This is a genomic window from Acinetobacter sp. SFA, from assembly GCF_001647535.1.
GTDB classification, from domain to species: Bacteria; Pseudomonadota; Gammaproteobacteria; order Pseudomonadales; family Moraxellaceae; genus Acinetobacter; species Acinetobacter pecorum.
In genome coordinates this window covers 15,227-31,618 of the sequence record NZ_LSZI01000022.1, presented here as the reverse complement: position 1 = coordinate 31,618, position 16,392 = coordinate 15,227, and the positions used below count along the sequence as shown (strand labels likewise).

16 protein-coding genes are annotated in these 16,392 nt (G+C 42.6%); 14 read left to right on the top strand and 2 right to left on the bottom strand.

Translation table 11 applies throughout. The features are described 5' to 3' along the window. Nucleotides 1-181 precede the first annotated feature (181 nt). The 9 genes from moaA (at nucleotide 182) to AY607_RS14095 (ending at nucleotide 8,052) form a co-directional block, all read left to right on the top strand. A complete protein-coding gene (gene moaA / locus AY607_RS14135) occupies nucleotides 182-1,207 on the top strand; it encodes a GTP 3',8-cyclase MoaA (RefSeq protein WP_064102886.1) in 1,026 nt (341 codons plus the stop codon). A 2-nt stretch (nucleotides 1,208-1,209) separates the two neighbouring features. Then, the gene (locus AY607_RS14130) at nucleotides 1,210-1,476 is read left to right on the top strand and encodes a MoaD/ThiS family protein (RefSeq protein WP_064102885.1); all 267 of its coding nucleotides are present in this window, start codon (nucleotides 1,210-1,212) and stop codon (nucleotides 1,474-1,476) included. A gap of 1 nt (nucleotide 1,477) precedes the next feature. Next, entirely contained in the window at nucleotides 1,478-2,020 is a 543-nt protein-coding gene (locus tag AY607_RS14125; RefSeq protein ID WP_064102884.1) for a molybdenum cofactor biosynthesis protein MoaE, read from the top strand. A gap of 68 nt (nucleotides 2,021-2,088) precedes the next feature. Then, entirely contained in the window at nucleotides 2,089-3,012 is a 924-nt protein-coding gene (gene moaCB, locus AY607_RS14120) for a bifunctional molybdenum cofactor biosynthesis protein MoaC/MoaB (protein ID WP_064102883.1), read from the top strand. Beyond that, the gene (locus AY607_RS14115; RefSeq protein WP_064102882.1) at nucleotides 3,009-4,250 is read left to right on the top strand and encodes a molybdopterin molybdotransferase MoeA; all 1,242 of its coding nucleotides are present in this window, start codon (nucleotides 3,009-3,011) and stop codon (nucleotides 4,248-4,250) included. Before moaCB ends, AY607_RS14115 begins: the two co-directional genes overlap by 4 nt. A 26-nt stretch (nucleotides 4,251-4,276) precedes the next feature. Beyond that, complete coding sequence (gene modA / locus AY607_RS14110; protein WP_064102958.1) at nucleotides 4,277-5,041, top strand: molybdate ABC transporter substrate-binding protein; 765 nt, start codon at nucleotides 4,277-4,279, stop codon at nucleotides 5,039-5,041. Nucleotides 5,042-5,047: 6 nt separating this feature from the next. Then, a complete protein-coding gene (modB, locus tag AY607_RS14105; RefSeq protein ID WP_064096753.1) occupies nucleotides 5,048-5,731 on the top strand; it encodes a molybdate ABC transporter permease subunit in 684 nt (227 codons plus the stop codon). A gap of 1 nt (nucleotide 5,732) precedes the next feature. Next, nucleotides 5,733-6,374 (top strand): ATP-binding cassette domain-containing protein, encoded by a 642-nt coding sequence (locus AY607_RS14100; protein WP_064096754.1) that lies wholly within the window; start codon nucleotides 5,733-5,735, stop codon nucleotides 6,372-6,374. Nucleotides 6,375-6,702: 328 nt separating this feature from the next. Beyond that, a complete protein-coding gene (locus AY607_RS14095) occupies nucleotides 6,703-8,052 on the top strand; it encodes an MFS transporter (protein WP_064102881.1) in 1,350 nt (449 codons plus the stop codon). Nucleotides 8,053-8,355: 303 nt separating this feature from the next. Here the strand turns inward: AY607_RS14095 and cynS are convergent, their stop codons facing one another. After that, nucleotides 8,356-8,805 carry a cyanase gene (gene cynS / locus AY607_RS14090; RefSeq protein WP_064102880.1) on the bottom strand — a complete coding sequence of 150 codons (450 nt, stop codon included), beginning with the start codon at nucleotides 8,803-8,805 and terminating at the stop codon, nucleotides 8,356-8,358. Nucleotides 8,806-9,091: 286 nt separating this feature from the next. Between cynS and AY607_RS14085 the strand changes: the two genes are divergently transcribed. The 3 genes from AY607_RS14085 (at nucleotide 9,092) to AY607_RS14075 (ending at nucleotide 12,152) form a co-directional block, all read left to right on the top strand. Next, the gene (locus tag AY607_RS14085) at nucleotides 9,092-9,901 is read left to right on the top strand and encodes a formate/nitrite transporter family protein (RefSeq protein WP_064096757.1); all 810 of its coding nucleotides are present in this window, start codon (nucleotides 9,092-9,094) and stop codon (nucleotides 9,899-9,901) included. Nucleotides 9,902-9,967: 66 nt separating this feature from the next. Next, the gene (locus AY607_RS14080; protein WP_064102879.1) at nucleotides 9,968-11,698 is read left to right on the top strand and encodes a bifunctional protein-serine/threonine kinase/phosphatase; all 1,731 of its coding nucleotides are present in this window, start codon (nucleotides 9,968-9,970) and stop codon (nucleotides 11,696-11,698) included. A gap of 253 nt (nucleotides 11,699-11,951) precedes the next feature. Continuing rightward, nucleotides 11,952-12,152 (top strand): hypothetical protein, encoded by a 201-nt coding sequence (locus AY607_RS14075; protein ID WP_064102878.1) that lies wholly within the window; start codon nucleotides 11,952-11,954, stop codon nucleotides 12,150-12,152. Nucleotides 12,153-12,314: 162 nt separating this feature from the next. On the opposite strand, the gene AY607_RS15080 is transcribed toward AY607_RS14075, so the two are convergent. Continuing rightward, nucleotides 12,315-12,482, bottom strand: coding sequence for a hypothetical protein (locus AY607_RS15080; protein WP_171254973.1), 168 nt, complete (start codon nucleotides 12,480-12,482; stop codon nucleotides 12,315-12,317). 305 nt (nucleotides 12,483-12,787) lie between these two features. Here AY607_RS15080 and AY607_RS14070 point away from each other — a divergent pair, with 305 nt between their 5' ends. Together AY607_RS14070 and AY607_RS14065 are read left to right on the top strand one after the other, a co-directional pair. After that, the gene (locus AY607_RS14070; RefSeq protein ID WP_064102877.1) at nucleotides 12,788-13,705 is read left to right on the top strand and encodes a LysR family transcriptional regulator; all 918 of its coding nucleotides are present in this window, start codon (nucleotides 12,788-12,790) and stop codon (nucleotides 13,703-13,705) included. Nucleotides 13,706-14,173: 468 nt separating this feature from the next. Beyond that, the gene (locus AY607_RS14065; RefSeq protein ID WP_064102876.1) at nucleotides 14,174-16,339 is read left to right on the top strand and encodes a TonB-dependent receptor family protein; all 2,166 of its coding nucleotides are present in this window, start codon (nucleotides 14,174-14,176) and stop codon (nucleotides 16,337-16,339) included. The last annotated feature ends 53 nt before the right edge of the window (nucleotides 16,340-16,392 follow it).

The window sequence follows — 16,392 nt, the reverse complement described above, 5'->3', positions numbered from 1 at the left end:
TTGCTTTTTTTATTTTTCGAGCAAACTTTCGGACTAAAAAAGAACAAATATTATCCATTAATATTCAAGAAAAATAAATTTGTGCAAAGTTGGAACACTTATTGCTCATTCATTGTGAAGAAATAGGGCAGTAAATCAAGACTGTTAAATAACCGTGCAGATCTCATCATGGACCGCAGCAATGAACAGCATGACAGCTTTAGCACCTCGCAGTATCTTTCAGGATCAGTTTGGACGCCAGAAACGTAAGTTGCGGATCTCGGTGACTGACCGCTGTAATTTCAAATGCAGCTATTGCATGCCTGAACATCCGGAATGGATAAATAAAAAAGATTTGCTCAGTTTTGAAGCCCTCTATGCTTTTTGCGAGTTTATGGTGCGACACGGGATTGAGCAGATCCGCGTGACGGGGGGCGAACCGTTGATGCGTCAAGGTATTGTTCATTTTATTGCCTGCTTACAGACATTGAAAGCCATTGGCCTGAAACGTATTTCCATGACCAGTAATGGCCATTATTTAAAAGATTATGCTCAAGCGCTTAAACAGGCAGGACTGGACGATCTGAATATCAGTATGGACAGTCTTGATCCAAAGCAGTTTCAGCAACTGACCCAAAAACAGTTACAGCCTGTACTTCAAGGTATTGCTGCCGCGCAGCAGGCAGGGTTGTCCGTCAAGATCAATAGTGTGCTGATCAAAGGGATCAATGACGATCAGATTATTCCTTTGGTTAAGTGGGCACGACATCAGGCTGTAGAACTGCGTTTTATTGAGTTTATGCCCCTCGATGGCGATCAGAAATGGAATCCGTCTGATGTCATCAGTGAGCAAGATATCCTGGATCAACTGAAAACCGAATTTGATGTCCAGATATCTCAAGGCCAAGGCGCTAATCCAGCCCGTGGCTATCTGGTCAATGGACAGCCTTTTGGGATTATTTCCACCATTACCCATTCATTTTGCGGTGATTGTGATCGTCTACGCCTCAATGCCCAAGGTGAATTTTATAATTGTTTATTTGCCAGACAAAGCCTGAACCTTAAGGCAGATATCGAACAACTGGCGCTGGATCATTTCGCCACACAGACATTTCAGCACAAGCTCCACGCTTATATCTGGCGTAAAGAGGCCGGCTTCCATGCGATCCAGCAATCACCAATACAAAAGCCGATCCGAAAAATCAGCATGCACAGCATTGGAGGATAAATATGTCACTCACTCAGCAAAAATTAATTCATATCAAAATAGAAGCCTTCGGTGCGATTGAACGACAAATTCCCGCAGATTTGAGTTTGCAATGTGAGTCTGAAATTCAGGTTTCTGAAGTCCTGAACCAGTTGCTATCCATTTATCCTGATATACAGCCCATGCTGGAACGCTGCGCCTGTGCAATCGGTGAAGACATCATTTCCAGACAGAATATTTTAAATCGGGACAGTACGCTGGTGCTGTTATCGCCGGTAGCAGGAGGCTGAGATGCAACTCAAACCATTAAACCAATTTGCCCGAATCCAGCAGATTGCTTTTAGGATAGAGGATTTTGATGATATTCAGCATTTTCCGGAATGTGGTGGAATCGGCATCTTTGTCGGAACAGTACGTAACTATCATCAGGGGAAAGCTGTGCGTGCCCTGAAATATACCGCCTATGCGCCTGTGGCTGAAAAAATGATTCGTGAAATTGAACAGCAGATCCAGACCAAATACCAAGTGTCTTATGTGCGGGTGGTGCATCGGACTGGAGAACTGGGGATTGGGGAAACAGCCATCATTGCTATGGCTTATGCGGCCCATCGTCGTGAGGCCTTTGCTGCCTGTGAGGAAGCTGTGGAACGGGTGAAGCATGAAGTGCCAGTCTGGAAAGAAGAATTTTATATGGATGGTAGTAGTCAATATGTCGAAGGCTGTTGTATCCGAAGAGATCATGGACCTGAAACGGATCATTCTCATCCTGCAGAAGATGTGCATTGTCACCATCATCATGTAGCACCACACGCTTGCCAATCACCATCTAATTAAATGTGTTCAATGAGAACCCATAACATAAATCACTTTAAACAGATTTTTAAATTAGTCCGGGATGAATCATGAAAAATGTAGGGATGAAAGCAGAAAGTTATCGTACAGCAATTGCCACTGGAATCCTGCATGCACCGCCACATTGCATTGAGTTGCTGCGTAATGGCAATACTGAAAAAGGGGATGCCCTGAAAACAGCACGCATTGCCGGCATTCTGGGTGCCAAACGGACCGATGAGCTGATTCCACTATGCCATCCATTGCCGATTTATCGTGCCGATGTCGAATATAAACTGTTTGATGCACATGTCGAAATTATTGCTACCGTTGAAACCATTGGACCAACCGGTGTGGAAATGGAAGCTTTGACAGCGGTCAGTCTGGCGGGTCTGACCTTGTATGACATGCTGAAGCCACATTGTGAACCGGAAGATTTGTCGCTGGATCAATGCAGGTTGCAGCAGAAAAAAGGTGGAAAATCACATTTTACCCGCGTACTTAAAGAGAGTCTGTCCGCTTCAGTTATTGTACTGTCCGATACGGTTGCAGCAGGCAAAAAGCCGGACACTGCCGGGCAAAACGTACTGGAAATTTTAAAAGAAGCCAATTTTGATTCTATTAGTTATCAGGTCATTCCCGATAGCCCAGAACAGCTCTTGACCCTGATTGAACAGCAGAAAAATCAGTATCCGCTGATTCTAACTGTGGGCGGTACTGGTTTAGGTCCTAAAGACCTAACGGTTGAAACCCTGCAACCTTTGCTGCAACGGGAAATTCCCGGCTTGATGGAAGCTTCACGTAGTTTTGGGCAAAAACGTACCCCTTATGCGGCATTAAGTCGTGGCGTGGCGGGCTATATTGAGAACAGTCTGGTGATGACCTTGCCGGGAAGTCGGCAGGGGGCGAAAGAATCCCTGATCGCGGTGCTTCCAGCGTTGGTGCACTTATTTGATGTGCAAAAAAACATTCCACATGCGGGAGGTTATCAATGAATCAGGCAATATCACATTCAGCCTGCGGTGCTGAACCGGGACTGATTTCTGTTGATCAGGCACTGCAGATGATACTTGAGCAGACGCATATCCTGGTAACTGAAAGCCTGCCGCTTGCTCAGGCTCTGAATCGCTATCTGGCAGAAGCGATTGATTCGGCCATTCCATTGCCGCTGTTTTCACAAAGTGCTGTAGATGGCTATGCGCTTTGCAGTCCAGAAAATCTTAGGACTCACAGCACTTTTGAACTAATTGGAGAAATTCGGGCAGGGCAAAGCACTGAAATTGAACTACGACCAGCTCAGGCAGTCCGGATTTTTACCGGTGCCAGGATTCCAGCAGGAACTACAACGGTCGCCCGTCAGGAAATTGTCGAATACCATGCCAATCAAATCATTATCACAACAGACCTAAAACCTCATACGGATATACGTGATGCAGGCGAGGAAATCGCACAAGGACAACGTCTGGCAGATGTAGGACAAAAACTGCATGTAGGTGCAATTGCAGCTTTAAGTATGGCAGGTGTGAAGCAGGTTTTAGTCTATCGTTATCCTAAAATCGCTATTGTGATTACTGGAGATGAAGTCGCTTCCAGCATTGAAGACCTGAATTCCGGCAAAATCTTTGACGCCAATGCTCCACTAATTCAGGCCTGGTTTCAGTCACAGGGACAAAACGTAGATATTCTGCATGTGTCCGATTGTGAGTCCGAACTGCAATTATTACTGAACCGACTCAAACACCAATACGATGTCATCTTGACCACAGGCGGGGTTTCGGTAGGTGATTATGATTTCATTCGCCCGGTTGCCCTGAAGCAGGGTTTTGAGCAGATTTTCTGGAAAGTGAAGCAGAAGCCCGGAAAACCGATGTTATTTGCCAAGTATCGTCGAGATGATCAAGGTTACTGTTATCTCTTGGGTTTACCGGGAAATCCGGCTGCCGTGTATGTCGGGATGCAAATCTATACGGCAACTTTACTGAATGCCTTACAAGGGAAAAAGCAGTCACCTGCATGGCTCAATGCGGTGATGACGCATGATTTGAAAGCGGATGCACGCGAGCGATTTTTAAGAATGGCTGCCGAATTTGATCAGGGTACCTTACAACTCAAGAGCCTGGCAAAGCAGCAGTCGCATATGCTTAGTAATCTGATACAGGCCAACTGTCTGGTTCGTATTCCGGCAGGAACAGAAATCCAGGCTGGGCAAGTCGTACAGGGTTTATGGATTTAAACTGAATGCAAAGTAGAAATAAACAGATGCAACTTTTCAGAATCTTATTCATCGGCATGCTGCTTATATCCGGCTTAACACATGCTGAGACAGTAAAAATATATGCTGCAGCCAGCCTGACCAATGCAATCACTGATATTTCCAAGCTATATCAGCAGCAACATCGCAATATTCGAATTATTCCTGTTTTTGGAGCATCTTCTGTGCTGGCCAGACAGATTGCAGCAGGAGCTGAGAGTGATATCTTTATTTCTGCAGATATTGAATGGATGCATGATTTACTTAAAAAACAAAAAATTTCGATCGGTCAGATTCGACCTTTGCTCTTGAATGAACTTGTATTGATTAGTCCTATTCAGCAAAAAAACCATTTTAGAATATCAGCCGACTTTAATTTTGCTAAAGCCTTTCAAGGTTATTTATGTACCGGACAAATGGAATCGGTGCCTGCCGGAAAATATGCCCAGCAAAGCTTAACCCGGCTGGGCTGGTTGAAGCCGCTTCGGGGCAGAATAGTCGGGACGGATAGCGTCCGTTCAACTCTCGCATTTGTAGAACGTGGCGAATGTCAGGTCGGTATTGTGTATAGAACTGATGCGTTGATGAGTAAAAAAGTTAGAATTTCGGGAGTATTTCCAGCCAGTACACATCGTCCGATTGTGTATCCGATTGCTTTAACCCGGCAGGGCCAGAAAAATCAGGCTGCAGTCCAATTTTCTGAATTTATCCAGACGAGCGCACAGGCCAGACAGATTTTCCAGAAATATGGCTTTAAGCTTAAGGTAAGCTAACTGCTCATGCTTACACCAGAAGAATTGAATGCCTTGATGCTTTCAGCCAAAGTGGCGGGCTTTGCCACAGCGGTGTGCCTGCCATTTGCTATCGCCGTAGCATGGCTGCTGGCACGTTATGAATTCAGGGCCAAATTTCTCGTAGAGGCAATATTGCAGATGCCTATGGTGCTACCGCCGGTAGTACTGGGCTATCTTCTGCTCCTGCTATTTGGCCATCAGGGGATACTGGGGCAATATCTGCATGCATGGGGAATTCAGCTGATATTTAACTGGAAAGGTGCGGTACTGGCAGCAATTATTGTGGCATTTCCCTTAATGGTTCAACCAATTCGCTTGTCTTTTCAAATGATCAACCGGCAGTTAGAACAGGTGGCAGGATCTCTGGGCGCTGCACCATGGCGGGTATTCTATAGCATTAGTCTGCCATTGGCTTTGCCGGGGATTTTAATCGGCAGCATTTTATGTTTCAGTCGCAGTCTGGGAGAGTTTGGTGCCACCATTACCTTTGTTGGCAATATTCCCGAGGAAACCCGCACGATTCCTATCGCCATTTATAGCCTGTTGCAACAACCTGATGGAGAAAGCATGGCCATGCGTCTGGTCATTTTATCTCTGATTCTGGCTTTTTCTGCCTTGATTGCAAATTACTGGATCATGCAGAAGTATCAACGTAAATTGGAAGCTTAAGATGTTGAAGTGTGATTTTCAGTTTAATTACGAAAATTTCCAGCTACAGGCCAATCTGGATATGCAGATGCAGTTGATTGGTATTGTCGGAGCATCAGGAAGTGGGAAAAGCACCTTTTTAAAAAATATTGCAGGACTATTAAAACCATCACAAGGCTTTATTCATTTTCAGCAAAAAATACTATTTGATCATCAGCAGAAACTGAATATTCCTGTTCATCAAAGAAAAATTGCTCTGATTTTTCAGCAAGCCTTGCTGTTTCCGCATCTGAATGTCATGCAGAATTTAAAATATGCAGAACAGCTAAATATAAAAAATAAAGGTCAGCAGAAATTTATGTTTGAAGACATTGTGGAGTTACTCGAATTAAAGCCACTGCTTCGGCATAGGGCGCATCAACTTTCTGGTGGACAGGCACAGCGTGTTTCTATTGGGCGTGCACTTTTATCTTCTCCCGATCTATTACTTTTGGATGAACCTTTAAATGGACTGGATCAAAAGCTGAAAAACCAGATTCTACCCTTTCTGAAAATTGTGATTAATCAAACAGATTTACCCATGATTTATGTGACTCATCATGTAGATGAAGTGGCGTATTTACAGGCGCAGGTGCTGCATTTTGAAAAGGGAAAAATAGTCTGATTCAATGCTGCACCGATTTAAACCAGCAATGATTCCGAGCAGGTCATCCTCTCGCTGTTTTGCAAAAAATGCCTCAGAAGATAACTATTTTTTCACTATTTTTAAGAAAGAAACATCTAAGTTAAAAGCTTGAATATAAATTATTCTATACAAAACAATAACTTATTTTATTTTAAAAACAATCTGGCATGACCTGTGCATATATCTGGTTAAAGTCAAAGAAGACTCTACATTTGTATGACGGCCAATGACGTCCGTTCTGATCGTTACTGATATGCCTCGGCATCACAGTGACTTAAATAAGTTCAGTTCTGGTAAGGAAATGGCTATGTCTTCAAATACAAGTCTCAATAAAGCAACAAAAATAAGTCTATTTAACTTCAGTACTTCAGCGATGCGAGCCTTCCATATGAGTTGGCTCGCTTTTTTTGTCTGTTTCTTTGCGTGGTTTGCCTGTGCACCGTTAATGCCGGTTATTGCCGGTGAATTCAGCCTGACCAAAGAGCAGATCGCCAATATCAATATTGCCGCAGTCGCTATTACCATTCTGGTGCGTCTGATCGTAGGGCCGTTATGTGACAAGTACGGTCCGCGTAAAACCTATACCGCTTTACTGATTATTGGCAGTATTCCAGTGTTTGGTGTGGCGTCGGCCAACAGTTATGAATCTTTCTTGTTTTTCCGTTTATTGATTGGCGCCATCGGTGCCAGCTTCGTGATTACCCAATATCATACCAGTATTATGTTTGCGCCAAATGTGGTGGGAACGGCAAATGCAACTACAGCAGGTTGGGGTAATGCCGGTGGCGGTGCGACTCAAGCCCTGATGCCGTTAATGCTGGCTGCTTTGGTGATGTTCGGTGTAGAACAGGCAATGGGATGGAGAATTGCACTTCTGGTTCCGGGTATTCTGATGATCATTGTCGGTGTATTGTACTGGAAGTTCACTCAGGACTGTCCACAAGGCAATTTTAAAGAACTCCGTGCTCAAGGTATTTCTGTTGGTAGCGATAAAAAAGGCGGCCTTGCAATCTTGATGCATGCCGCACGTAACTACCGTGTGTGGATTCTATTTGGAGCTTACGCAGCCTGTTTTGGTATTGAAATTTTCATCCATAATATTATTGCCTTGTACTTTGTTGACAACTTTCAGTTTGGCTTAAAAGAGGCAGGCATGGCTGCCGGAATTTTTGGTTTACTGGCGTTGTTTGCCCGCGCCTTGGGTGGTATTGTTTCAGACAAAGTTGCGATTCAAAAAGGTCTGGATGGTCGAACCAAAGTCCTATTTGCCTTGATCATGCTGGAAGGTCTGTTTCTTATTCTATTTTCGCAAATGAACAGCGCGACCTTGGCTATTATGGCGATGACTATCTTTGCTTTGTTTACCCATATGGCATGTGGCGCTACCTATGCACTGGTGCCTTTTATCGACCGTGATGCCTTGGGTGGTGTGGCCGGTATTATTGGAGCAGGTGGCAATGTCGGCGCGGTAGCTGCAGGTTTCCTGTTAAAAGGCATGTTAGATATTCAAACCACCCTGATGGTACTGGGTGGCTTGGTGGTGATTGCTGCAAGTTGTGTGTTGATGATCCGCTTCTCTGTCGAGCATAAAGAAAAAGAACAGCTGTTATATGAACAGGCAGTAAATGAACGTCATCTGGCGGAAGCACAGCAATAACACAACACGCCCTGATATAAAATGAATTGACAAAAAGGATAGAAATATCCTTTTTGTTGGTTTTGCTAACTCAATAATAAAATGATGAACTCAATATTCAGGATAGGAAAGTATTATTTTAAAAGGACAGGATGATTGAATTAATCGGATAAACAATAAAAGTATTTATAGTTTATATGTTTAATTTGAGATGAAAAAATTATATATGTTTTAATAAAGATTATTAAAAAATAAATGAATTTAATAAGTGCAGATAAAATAAAAGCCATTTTAATAATGGCTTTTATTTTTAAAAAAAGTAGATCAATAAGTTTTATAAGGTAAAAACTTTCCGGATAATACGACATTCACCCGATCTCCGTTTGGATTATTCTCTCGTTGAATATCCATGCTGAAATCAATTGCACTCATAATTCCATCTCCGAATTCTTCGTGGATCAGTTCTTTAATGGTCATACCATAGATGTTGACAACCTCATACCAGCGATAAATCAGCGGATCTGTCGGCACACTAGTTGGCAGAGAACCCTTATAGGGTACAATTTGCAGCCAGGCAATGGCTTCGTCAGTCAACCCAAATATTTCACCAATTTTTTCAGCCTGTTCTTTATTAAAAGCCATCTGACCTAAACATGCAGCAGTCACCCATTCTTTAGAAAGGCCTATAGCTTCAGCGACATCTGCCCATTTGATAGACTTTAAAACTTTCGCTGAAATAATCATGTCTGTCACTTGTTGACGATGGCTAATCATAATCTTCTCCAATAGCTATATTTAAAAAATGACCACTATAGATAATGCAGAGATTGTGCCAATATAAGTATAAGGATTAAATTTTAAAATAATTTATATTATTTTTATTAGTCATTTAAAATGAGTGGCACGCTATTTGCTTTTATCTATATTAAATATGGCAATGGCGCCATGACACGATTAATCTGTTTGAATAATGCAAGGCAAAGACGCCTAGGGTTGAAATAGACTTTAGGCGTTTTTTATTTGCAAACAGGCAAGTTATTTATATAAAGGGGATAAAAATATGGCTTATCTTGCTCCTGCAGAGTTTGCAAAAAAAGTAGTTGATGCCGGTGAGGCAAAACTTCATATGGCAACGCGTGATGTTTTGATTCGTGCTTTTATGGCAGGTGCAATTCTGGCACTGGCAGCAGTATTTGCAGTCACTGTGGGTATACAAACAGGAGTACCGCTGATTGGTGCGCTGTTATTTCCAGTTGGCTTCTGCATGTTGTATCTCTTGGGCTATGACCTGCTCACTGGGGTATTTGTATTGACCCCTTTGGCTTGGCTAGACAAACGACCAGGGGTGACGTGGTCACGTATTTTAAAAAACTGGGGTCTGGTTTTTTTAGGTAACTTTGCCGGATGTTTAACCGTGGCAGTGTTAATGGCCGCTGTCTATACCATGGGTTTCGCCGCTGAACCGAATGCGGTCGGGGTGAAAATTGCCCATATAGGTGAAGACCGGACTTTAGGCTATGCCGAATATGGTCTTGCTGGCTGGATCACGATTTTTATCCGCGGCATGCTGTGTAACTGGATGGTATCACTCGGTGTAATTGGTGCCATGATGTCAACCACGGTCAGCGGCAAATTCATCGCGATGTGGATGCCGATCATGCTGTTCTTTGCCATGGGTTTTGAACATTCAGTCGTGAATATGTTCCTGTTCCCATTTGCCATGATGATGGGCGGTGATTTCTCGATTACAGACTATTTCTTGTGGAATGAGTTACCGGTTGCACTGGGGAATCTGGTGGGCGGTCTGGCACTGACAGGTCTGGCGCTCTATACCACGCATGTACGTACTGGCGCTAAAAAAGAATTCTAATCTAAGCATGATGATTTATGTCTTGAGATTAAAGGGATCGATTCGATCCCTTTTTGAGTATTTAAAATGAATAAAAAATTAAAGATCAGCATTGGGCAATATTCTTCTGCTGGAATCAAAGCACAGAATCAGGATTTTCACGGGGTCTATATTCCTGAAGGCCACGCGCTTAGCAGTAAGGGAATTGCCTGTGCAATTGCAGACGGGATCAGCAGCAGCAATGTCAGTCATATTGCAGCAGAAACTGCGGTCAGCAGTTTTCTATCGGATTATTATTCGACTTCAGATGCATGGAGTACCCAAACTTCAGCGGCACGGGTCATTCGTGCGACCAATTCCTGGCTCTATGCACAAACCCAGCAGAGCCGCGGGCGTTTTGATAAGGATCAGGGTTATGTTTGCACCTTTAGTGCACTGATTTTGAAACAAAACAGGGCGCATATTTTTCATACAGGCGATAGCCGGATTTATCGCATTCAGGCACAAGCCATTGAACAGTTGACGGCTGATCACCGGGTTTTCCTGTCATCAACAGAACATTATTTAAGTCGTGCACTGGGTGCCGACCATCGTATCGATGTCGATTATCAGCAGCTTGAATTATGTGAAGATGATTTATTTATCTTGATGACAGATGGTGTCTATGAATTTATGGAGATGCAGCTCATCTCGGAGATGCTGCAACAGAAACAACATCTGGATATCATTGCCAGGTCGATAATCGAACTGGCCTTAAAGCGGGGTAGTGATGACAATCTCACCATTCAAATCATTAAAGTGGAACAGTTGCCTGAGGAGGAATCCTTTCATATCAAGAGCCATGTTTTATTTCCGCAACAGCTGAGTCATGGCGACCTGTTTGAAGGTTATCGAATTGATAAAATCCTGCACCAAAATCATCGCAGCAGCCTCTATTTGGCGCGTGATGAAGCGACACAAAATCAGCTGGTCATTAAAACCTTGTCTGTTGATGTGCAGGATGACCTGAAAGCCGTAGAACAATTCCAGCTAGAAGACTGGGTATCGAAACGCTTAAAACATGAAAATCTGCTGCAATGTTATCCGCATAAGGGCAGCAAGCAGTTTTTATTTCAAAGTTATGAATACTTGCAAGGGGAAAGCCTAAGTCGCTGGCTGCATCGTCAAAAAACAGCTTTAACTTTACAGCAGTTGCTTCCTATCATTGAACAGGTGGCCAAAGCATTGAATGCCATGCACCGTCTTGAAATGCTGCACCAAGATGTACGACCAGAAAATATCATGCTGCTCGAACCAGTTGATACCTTGAAAGTGAAACTGATTGATTATGGGTCGACCGCGGTCAGAGGTCTGGTTGAACTGAATCCCAAACATGCAGACGGTCCTTTAGGAACTTTGGCCTTTATGGCACCTGAGTATTTTATTGGACGTTCGCCCTCAGTAAAATCAGATCAGTTCTCGCTGGCGGTGATGAGTTATTATTTATTGACCAGACAATTGCCTTATGGGACAGACCTCGCGCGCTGCAAGACCGAAAAGGCCTTAAAGCAGGTTCGATATCATCCACTTTATGAGTATCGACCGGATCTGCCACATGACTTGGACGCAATCTTTAAAAAAGCGCTTTCTATTCGTCCAGAGCAGCGCTATGAAGCACTTTCAGCATTTATATATGATCTGAAACACCCAGATCTCAAATTTAAAAAATCAGTTTCACGTCCTATGCTTGAAAAGCATCCAGTCACTTTCTGGAAATCCTGCACAGTGATTCTGTTTTTGTTATTGCTCTGGGTGTTTGCACTGTATTTTAGCCAATGAAAATAATTCAAATAGGCTGTTCAACGATTTTTTTGACTGGAGTAAAAAATCGGATCTGATTCAAGCTGAGATGCAGTCAAAATATCTATTTATTCTTATTGCATATTTTTATATTTTTACGATGATTGACTCTGTGTTTTTGAAGATTATCTCTATAAAATAGCAAATGCAGTTAAAATCTAAATAAGCATAAAAACATTGGAATAATAATTGCTTATTTTTAATACCACTAGAATAAAAAGGTAGATAAGACATGAAACTTCAATTTTTTAGGCTGATCTTAATCGCGAGTAGCTCCATTGTGATGAGCCAAACCAGTTTCGCGGGAGATGGAGGCTTACGTTTTGCTGAAAAGAATCAGGAAAAAGTGGCACAAATTCAGGCCAAGAAAAAAGTGGCAGAGACACAAGCTCAACCCCTACAAGCAAAAGCCAGTACAGAGACGAAACAGTAAAATAGCAGCCATATAAAAGACTTTACCGTTCTTCCTAGATCTGATAGATAAAATGTAGGGTTTGGAATAGATAGACCAGAATTTTTGCAATGCTCATAAATAAAAAAACTCCCCACATATTTTAAAATATGGGGAGTTTTTTATTTTGCATCTCAGGGAAAATTACTGAATTTGTTCCTCATCCTGTTTTTCCTGACGCAATTGATCCCGCTGACGCTGTGGATCCTGGATGCCTAATTGACCGCGCTGGATTTCCCGATCCTGTTTTTCTTGCGGATCAAGTTGTTCTTCAGTGAGTTCTTCATCATTTCGATCGATTGGATTCTGCATGGTCTTTTATCCTCTAAAATACTGTCTGTTTTTATTGTATGAATACAGCAAAATTAGTCTGTGAGTTTTATGCCTGAGTTATTTTTCTAACGTGTTGCAGCTGTAAGTTTAAGCAATATTTTATGGGGGGAATTTAATTAAAATAATTAACTGTATAAAAATTATAATTTTAACTTATGACAATCCTAGATGAGTCATACTCATTAATTTTCAATTTAAATGAAAAAAAATAACTAATTGTGAGCGATTGGGGTATGCTAAAGACAGAACAAATGTGATTACTTTTTGAATTTTCGGTATTTCCCATGATAGAACTCCGCCATTTAAGAACCCTGACCGCTCTGCGGGAGCATGGCTCCCTGGTTGCAGCCGCAAGTGATTTATGTTTAACACCATCGGCCTTATCACATCAGCTACGTGAGCTTGATCAGTGGTTTGGCGTTGAAGTGGTAAACCGGCGTAATCGTCCTGTAAGTTTTTCAAATGTGGGGTTACGGTTATTAAAACTGGCAGATGAAATATTACCGCAAGTTCAAAGTGCACAGGGTGATATCAGCCGTATTGTGCATGGTCAGACCGGGAGAATTGTCTTCTCTTCCGAATGTCATAGCTGTTTTGACTGGCTAATGCCATTGCTTAACCAGTACCGGATGCAATATCCGGATGTAGACTTGGACTTTGCCTCAGGTTTTGAATCGAATCCCCATGAATTACTGCAAACTGGAGAGTTTGATCTGCTGATCACTGCTGATCCAATTGCACTCAAAGGCATTGAATATTTTCCGATTTTTGAATACGAATCACGCCTGGTTTTATCCAATACTCATTCCTTGGTAAGAGCGAAACATATTACTGTTGAGGAGCTGGCTGAAGAAACGCTGGTGACCTATCCGGTGGATAAACACCGTTTGGATATCATGTCGCGTCTGTTTATCCCCGCTAATGTATTACCTAAAGCTATTCGTACCACTGATTTAACCCAAATGCTGATCCAGCTGGTAGCCAGTGGGCGCGGGATTGGTGCATTGCCAGACTGGGTGGTAAATGAATATGAACAAAAGGGCTGGGTGACTTCACGCCGTTTAGACTGTGTGGCGCCTGAAGGATTGCGCCGTACTTTATACGCTGGCTATCGTACAGAAGAAAAGCAGAAAGATTATTTTGAAGGCTTCTTGAAACAGCTGGACCGTTTTTCCAAAAAAAGGCAGGCTTATTACAACTAATCAATGAAAAATTGAATATCTTTAGACTTATTACTGCTAAAAAATCCTGTTAGTCAGGATTTTTTAATTTTAACTTTCCTGGTCTGCATCATTTTGATTGATCTATAAGCTGATACAGCTGTTTAATCCAGCTTTCGTATTTAATGAACTGGTTTAGTCGATCATAATTTCTGACAAGTATTACATTTTGCCAAGTGGGAATGTATCTGTGCAGAATTAAATATCATATTATTAAATATCAATTACTTAAAATTTAAATTCCAGGAACTTGTAGGGATATAGTTCTGATCTTGCAAATTCATTTTTAATAAAAAGATTAAATAAAATTTAAAAACATACGCTGATCAGTCAATTTTTTGGCACAAAATAACTCCTGAAATTACCAAGGTTGATCTATGCTACAGCAAGATTTTTAATCCACATCTCAAGCAGATCAGGACCACTTATACAGGACTGTATAAACTCGCCATGCATATGACAAAAATACCTCTTAGAAAAAGCCCACTTAGCCTCATGATCCTGTCGATTTTATCGGGTTATGTTTATGCTGAAACGGTTAGGGAACCGGGTAGCGTTCAACAGTTGAATACTATCGTGATCAGTGCTGAAAAAAATGCCACTCCGCAACAGCAATCTCAGAAAGAACTGGCTCAGGTTTCAGGAGGAACAAATTTCATTGGTGAGCAGCAGCTAGGACAGCAGCGACTTGCAACGACGGCCGATGTGTTCCGTTTGCAGTCAGGAATTTATGCCCAGTCTGCGGGAAATGAAGGAGTAAAAGTCTCAATCCGTGGCTCAGGAATTAACCGCACTTCAGGCGCGCATGCCTCTGGTACCTATATCATGATTGATGATATTCCGTTTACAGGACCGGGCGGTACAGCTTATGAGCTGCTCGAGCCATGGTGGATTGATCATGTCGGGGTGTATCGTGGTGCTAACGGTTTAAAACAGGGTGGATTGTCTTTAGGCGGAACAATTAACTATAAATCCAAGACTGGCGCTGATCAGGATGGCTCTGAACTCAAATATGAAATGGGTAGCCATGGTTATCAGAAATATCAGTTTAGTACTGGCCGAAAGCTGGATAAATCAGATTATTATCTGGCGGTAATAGCTAACCAGTTTGACGGAATTCAGGATCATGCTCAAGGCGATGGCAAAGGTCTGGCTTTTAATCTGGGCTATCAAGTTAGTCCGGATATCGAAACCCGTTTTTATGCCCGTTACCGTGAGAGCAAGCATTTAACTCCGGGACGAATTACGCAAGAACAGCTCAAGAATGATCCTGAAGCAGCGAATAGTTTTAATTTGGCAGTGGATGCCATACGGATTCAGCCGGGCAGTACCTGGTTGGCCAATACTACGACCTGGAATTTACAGGATGATGCCAAACTGACCGGTAGTCTGGCCTATCACCATTATCCTCTGGATTTACGTGAAAGTAGTTATCGTACCAATGTCGATTATGAAGATATTACGGCGCGCTTCCAGTATGAAAAGCCTTACCAGTTTCTAGGTCTGGAGCATCAGGGGCGTATTGCCTTGCGCAGCACGACTCATCGCCCAAACAGTGGGGTAACGGAAACCATCCGACGCGATATGTCCATTGATGGAACATTATATCCGGCAGATACGGTTACTCGCCGTTATACCTATCGGGGTTCAGACAACGTGCTGCAATTTGATCAGGAAACTGCATTAAATGATCAGTTCAAACTGGATCTGGGATTCGCAGCAGCCTATACCCATCGGGAAAGTGAAGTGACTTATCCAGTAGCCAGCCCGGAAGTCAGCCGTTATGAATGGAATTTTGCACCACGTCTTGGATTGACTTATCAAGCGAATGACGATGTACAGTGGTTTGCCAATTTAAGCCGCAGCATTGAACCGACGCACCCTTGGTCTATGGTATGGTCTTCGCCTTATTATTTTGACAGTGGCATTGCTTCTGGCCGGGTGCGTGCTCCCATTTACTTGGATACACAAACCGCCAATAGCTTGGAACTGGGTGGCCGAGGACAATCAGTCTTTGGCGATTGGGCACTGAGCTATTACTATTCCAAAGTGAAAAATGAACTGCTAACTTCAGAACTGATCAAAACCTATGAAGATGGAGCAGAACGACCTTCCGAACCAATTGCTGTTGAATCCAATGCCACGCCAACCATTCATCAAGGGGTGGAGCTAAGTCTGGATACGCCATTGCATGAATCCCGATATGGCGAATTGCGTCTGCAACAGGCTTATACGCTTAGCGATTTCCAGTATAAAAATGATCCATTGTTTGGCAAGAACCAGTTGCCGGGCATACCCAAACATCTATATCAGGCACAGCTCAGTTATGCATTATACAACGGCCTGTATATTGGCCTGAATACAGAATATGCGTCCAAAATGGCACATGATTATGCCAATAGCCGATTCAGTGATGACTATCAGATCTGGGGTGTTGACTTGGGTTATGCACCAGAACATCAGTTCTGGAAAACCTGGATTAACTTTAAAAATATTACCGATAAAAAATATGCAGCAGTCGTGATTCCAGGTTATGACGATCGGGGTGCAGATCTTGCCCGATCTTCACCGGGTGAAGGTTTTTCTACTTATGCCGGTGTGTCATTTAAATTTTAATTATTTAAAAATTAAAAAAAGAGCGGGATATTTCCCGCTCTTTTTATTTATTG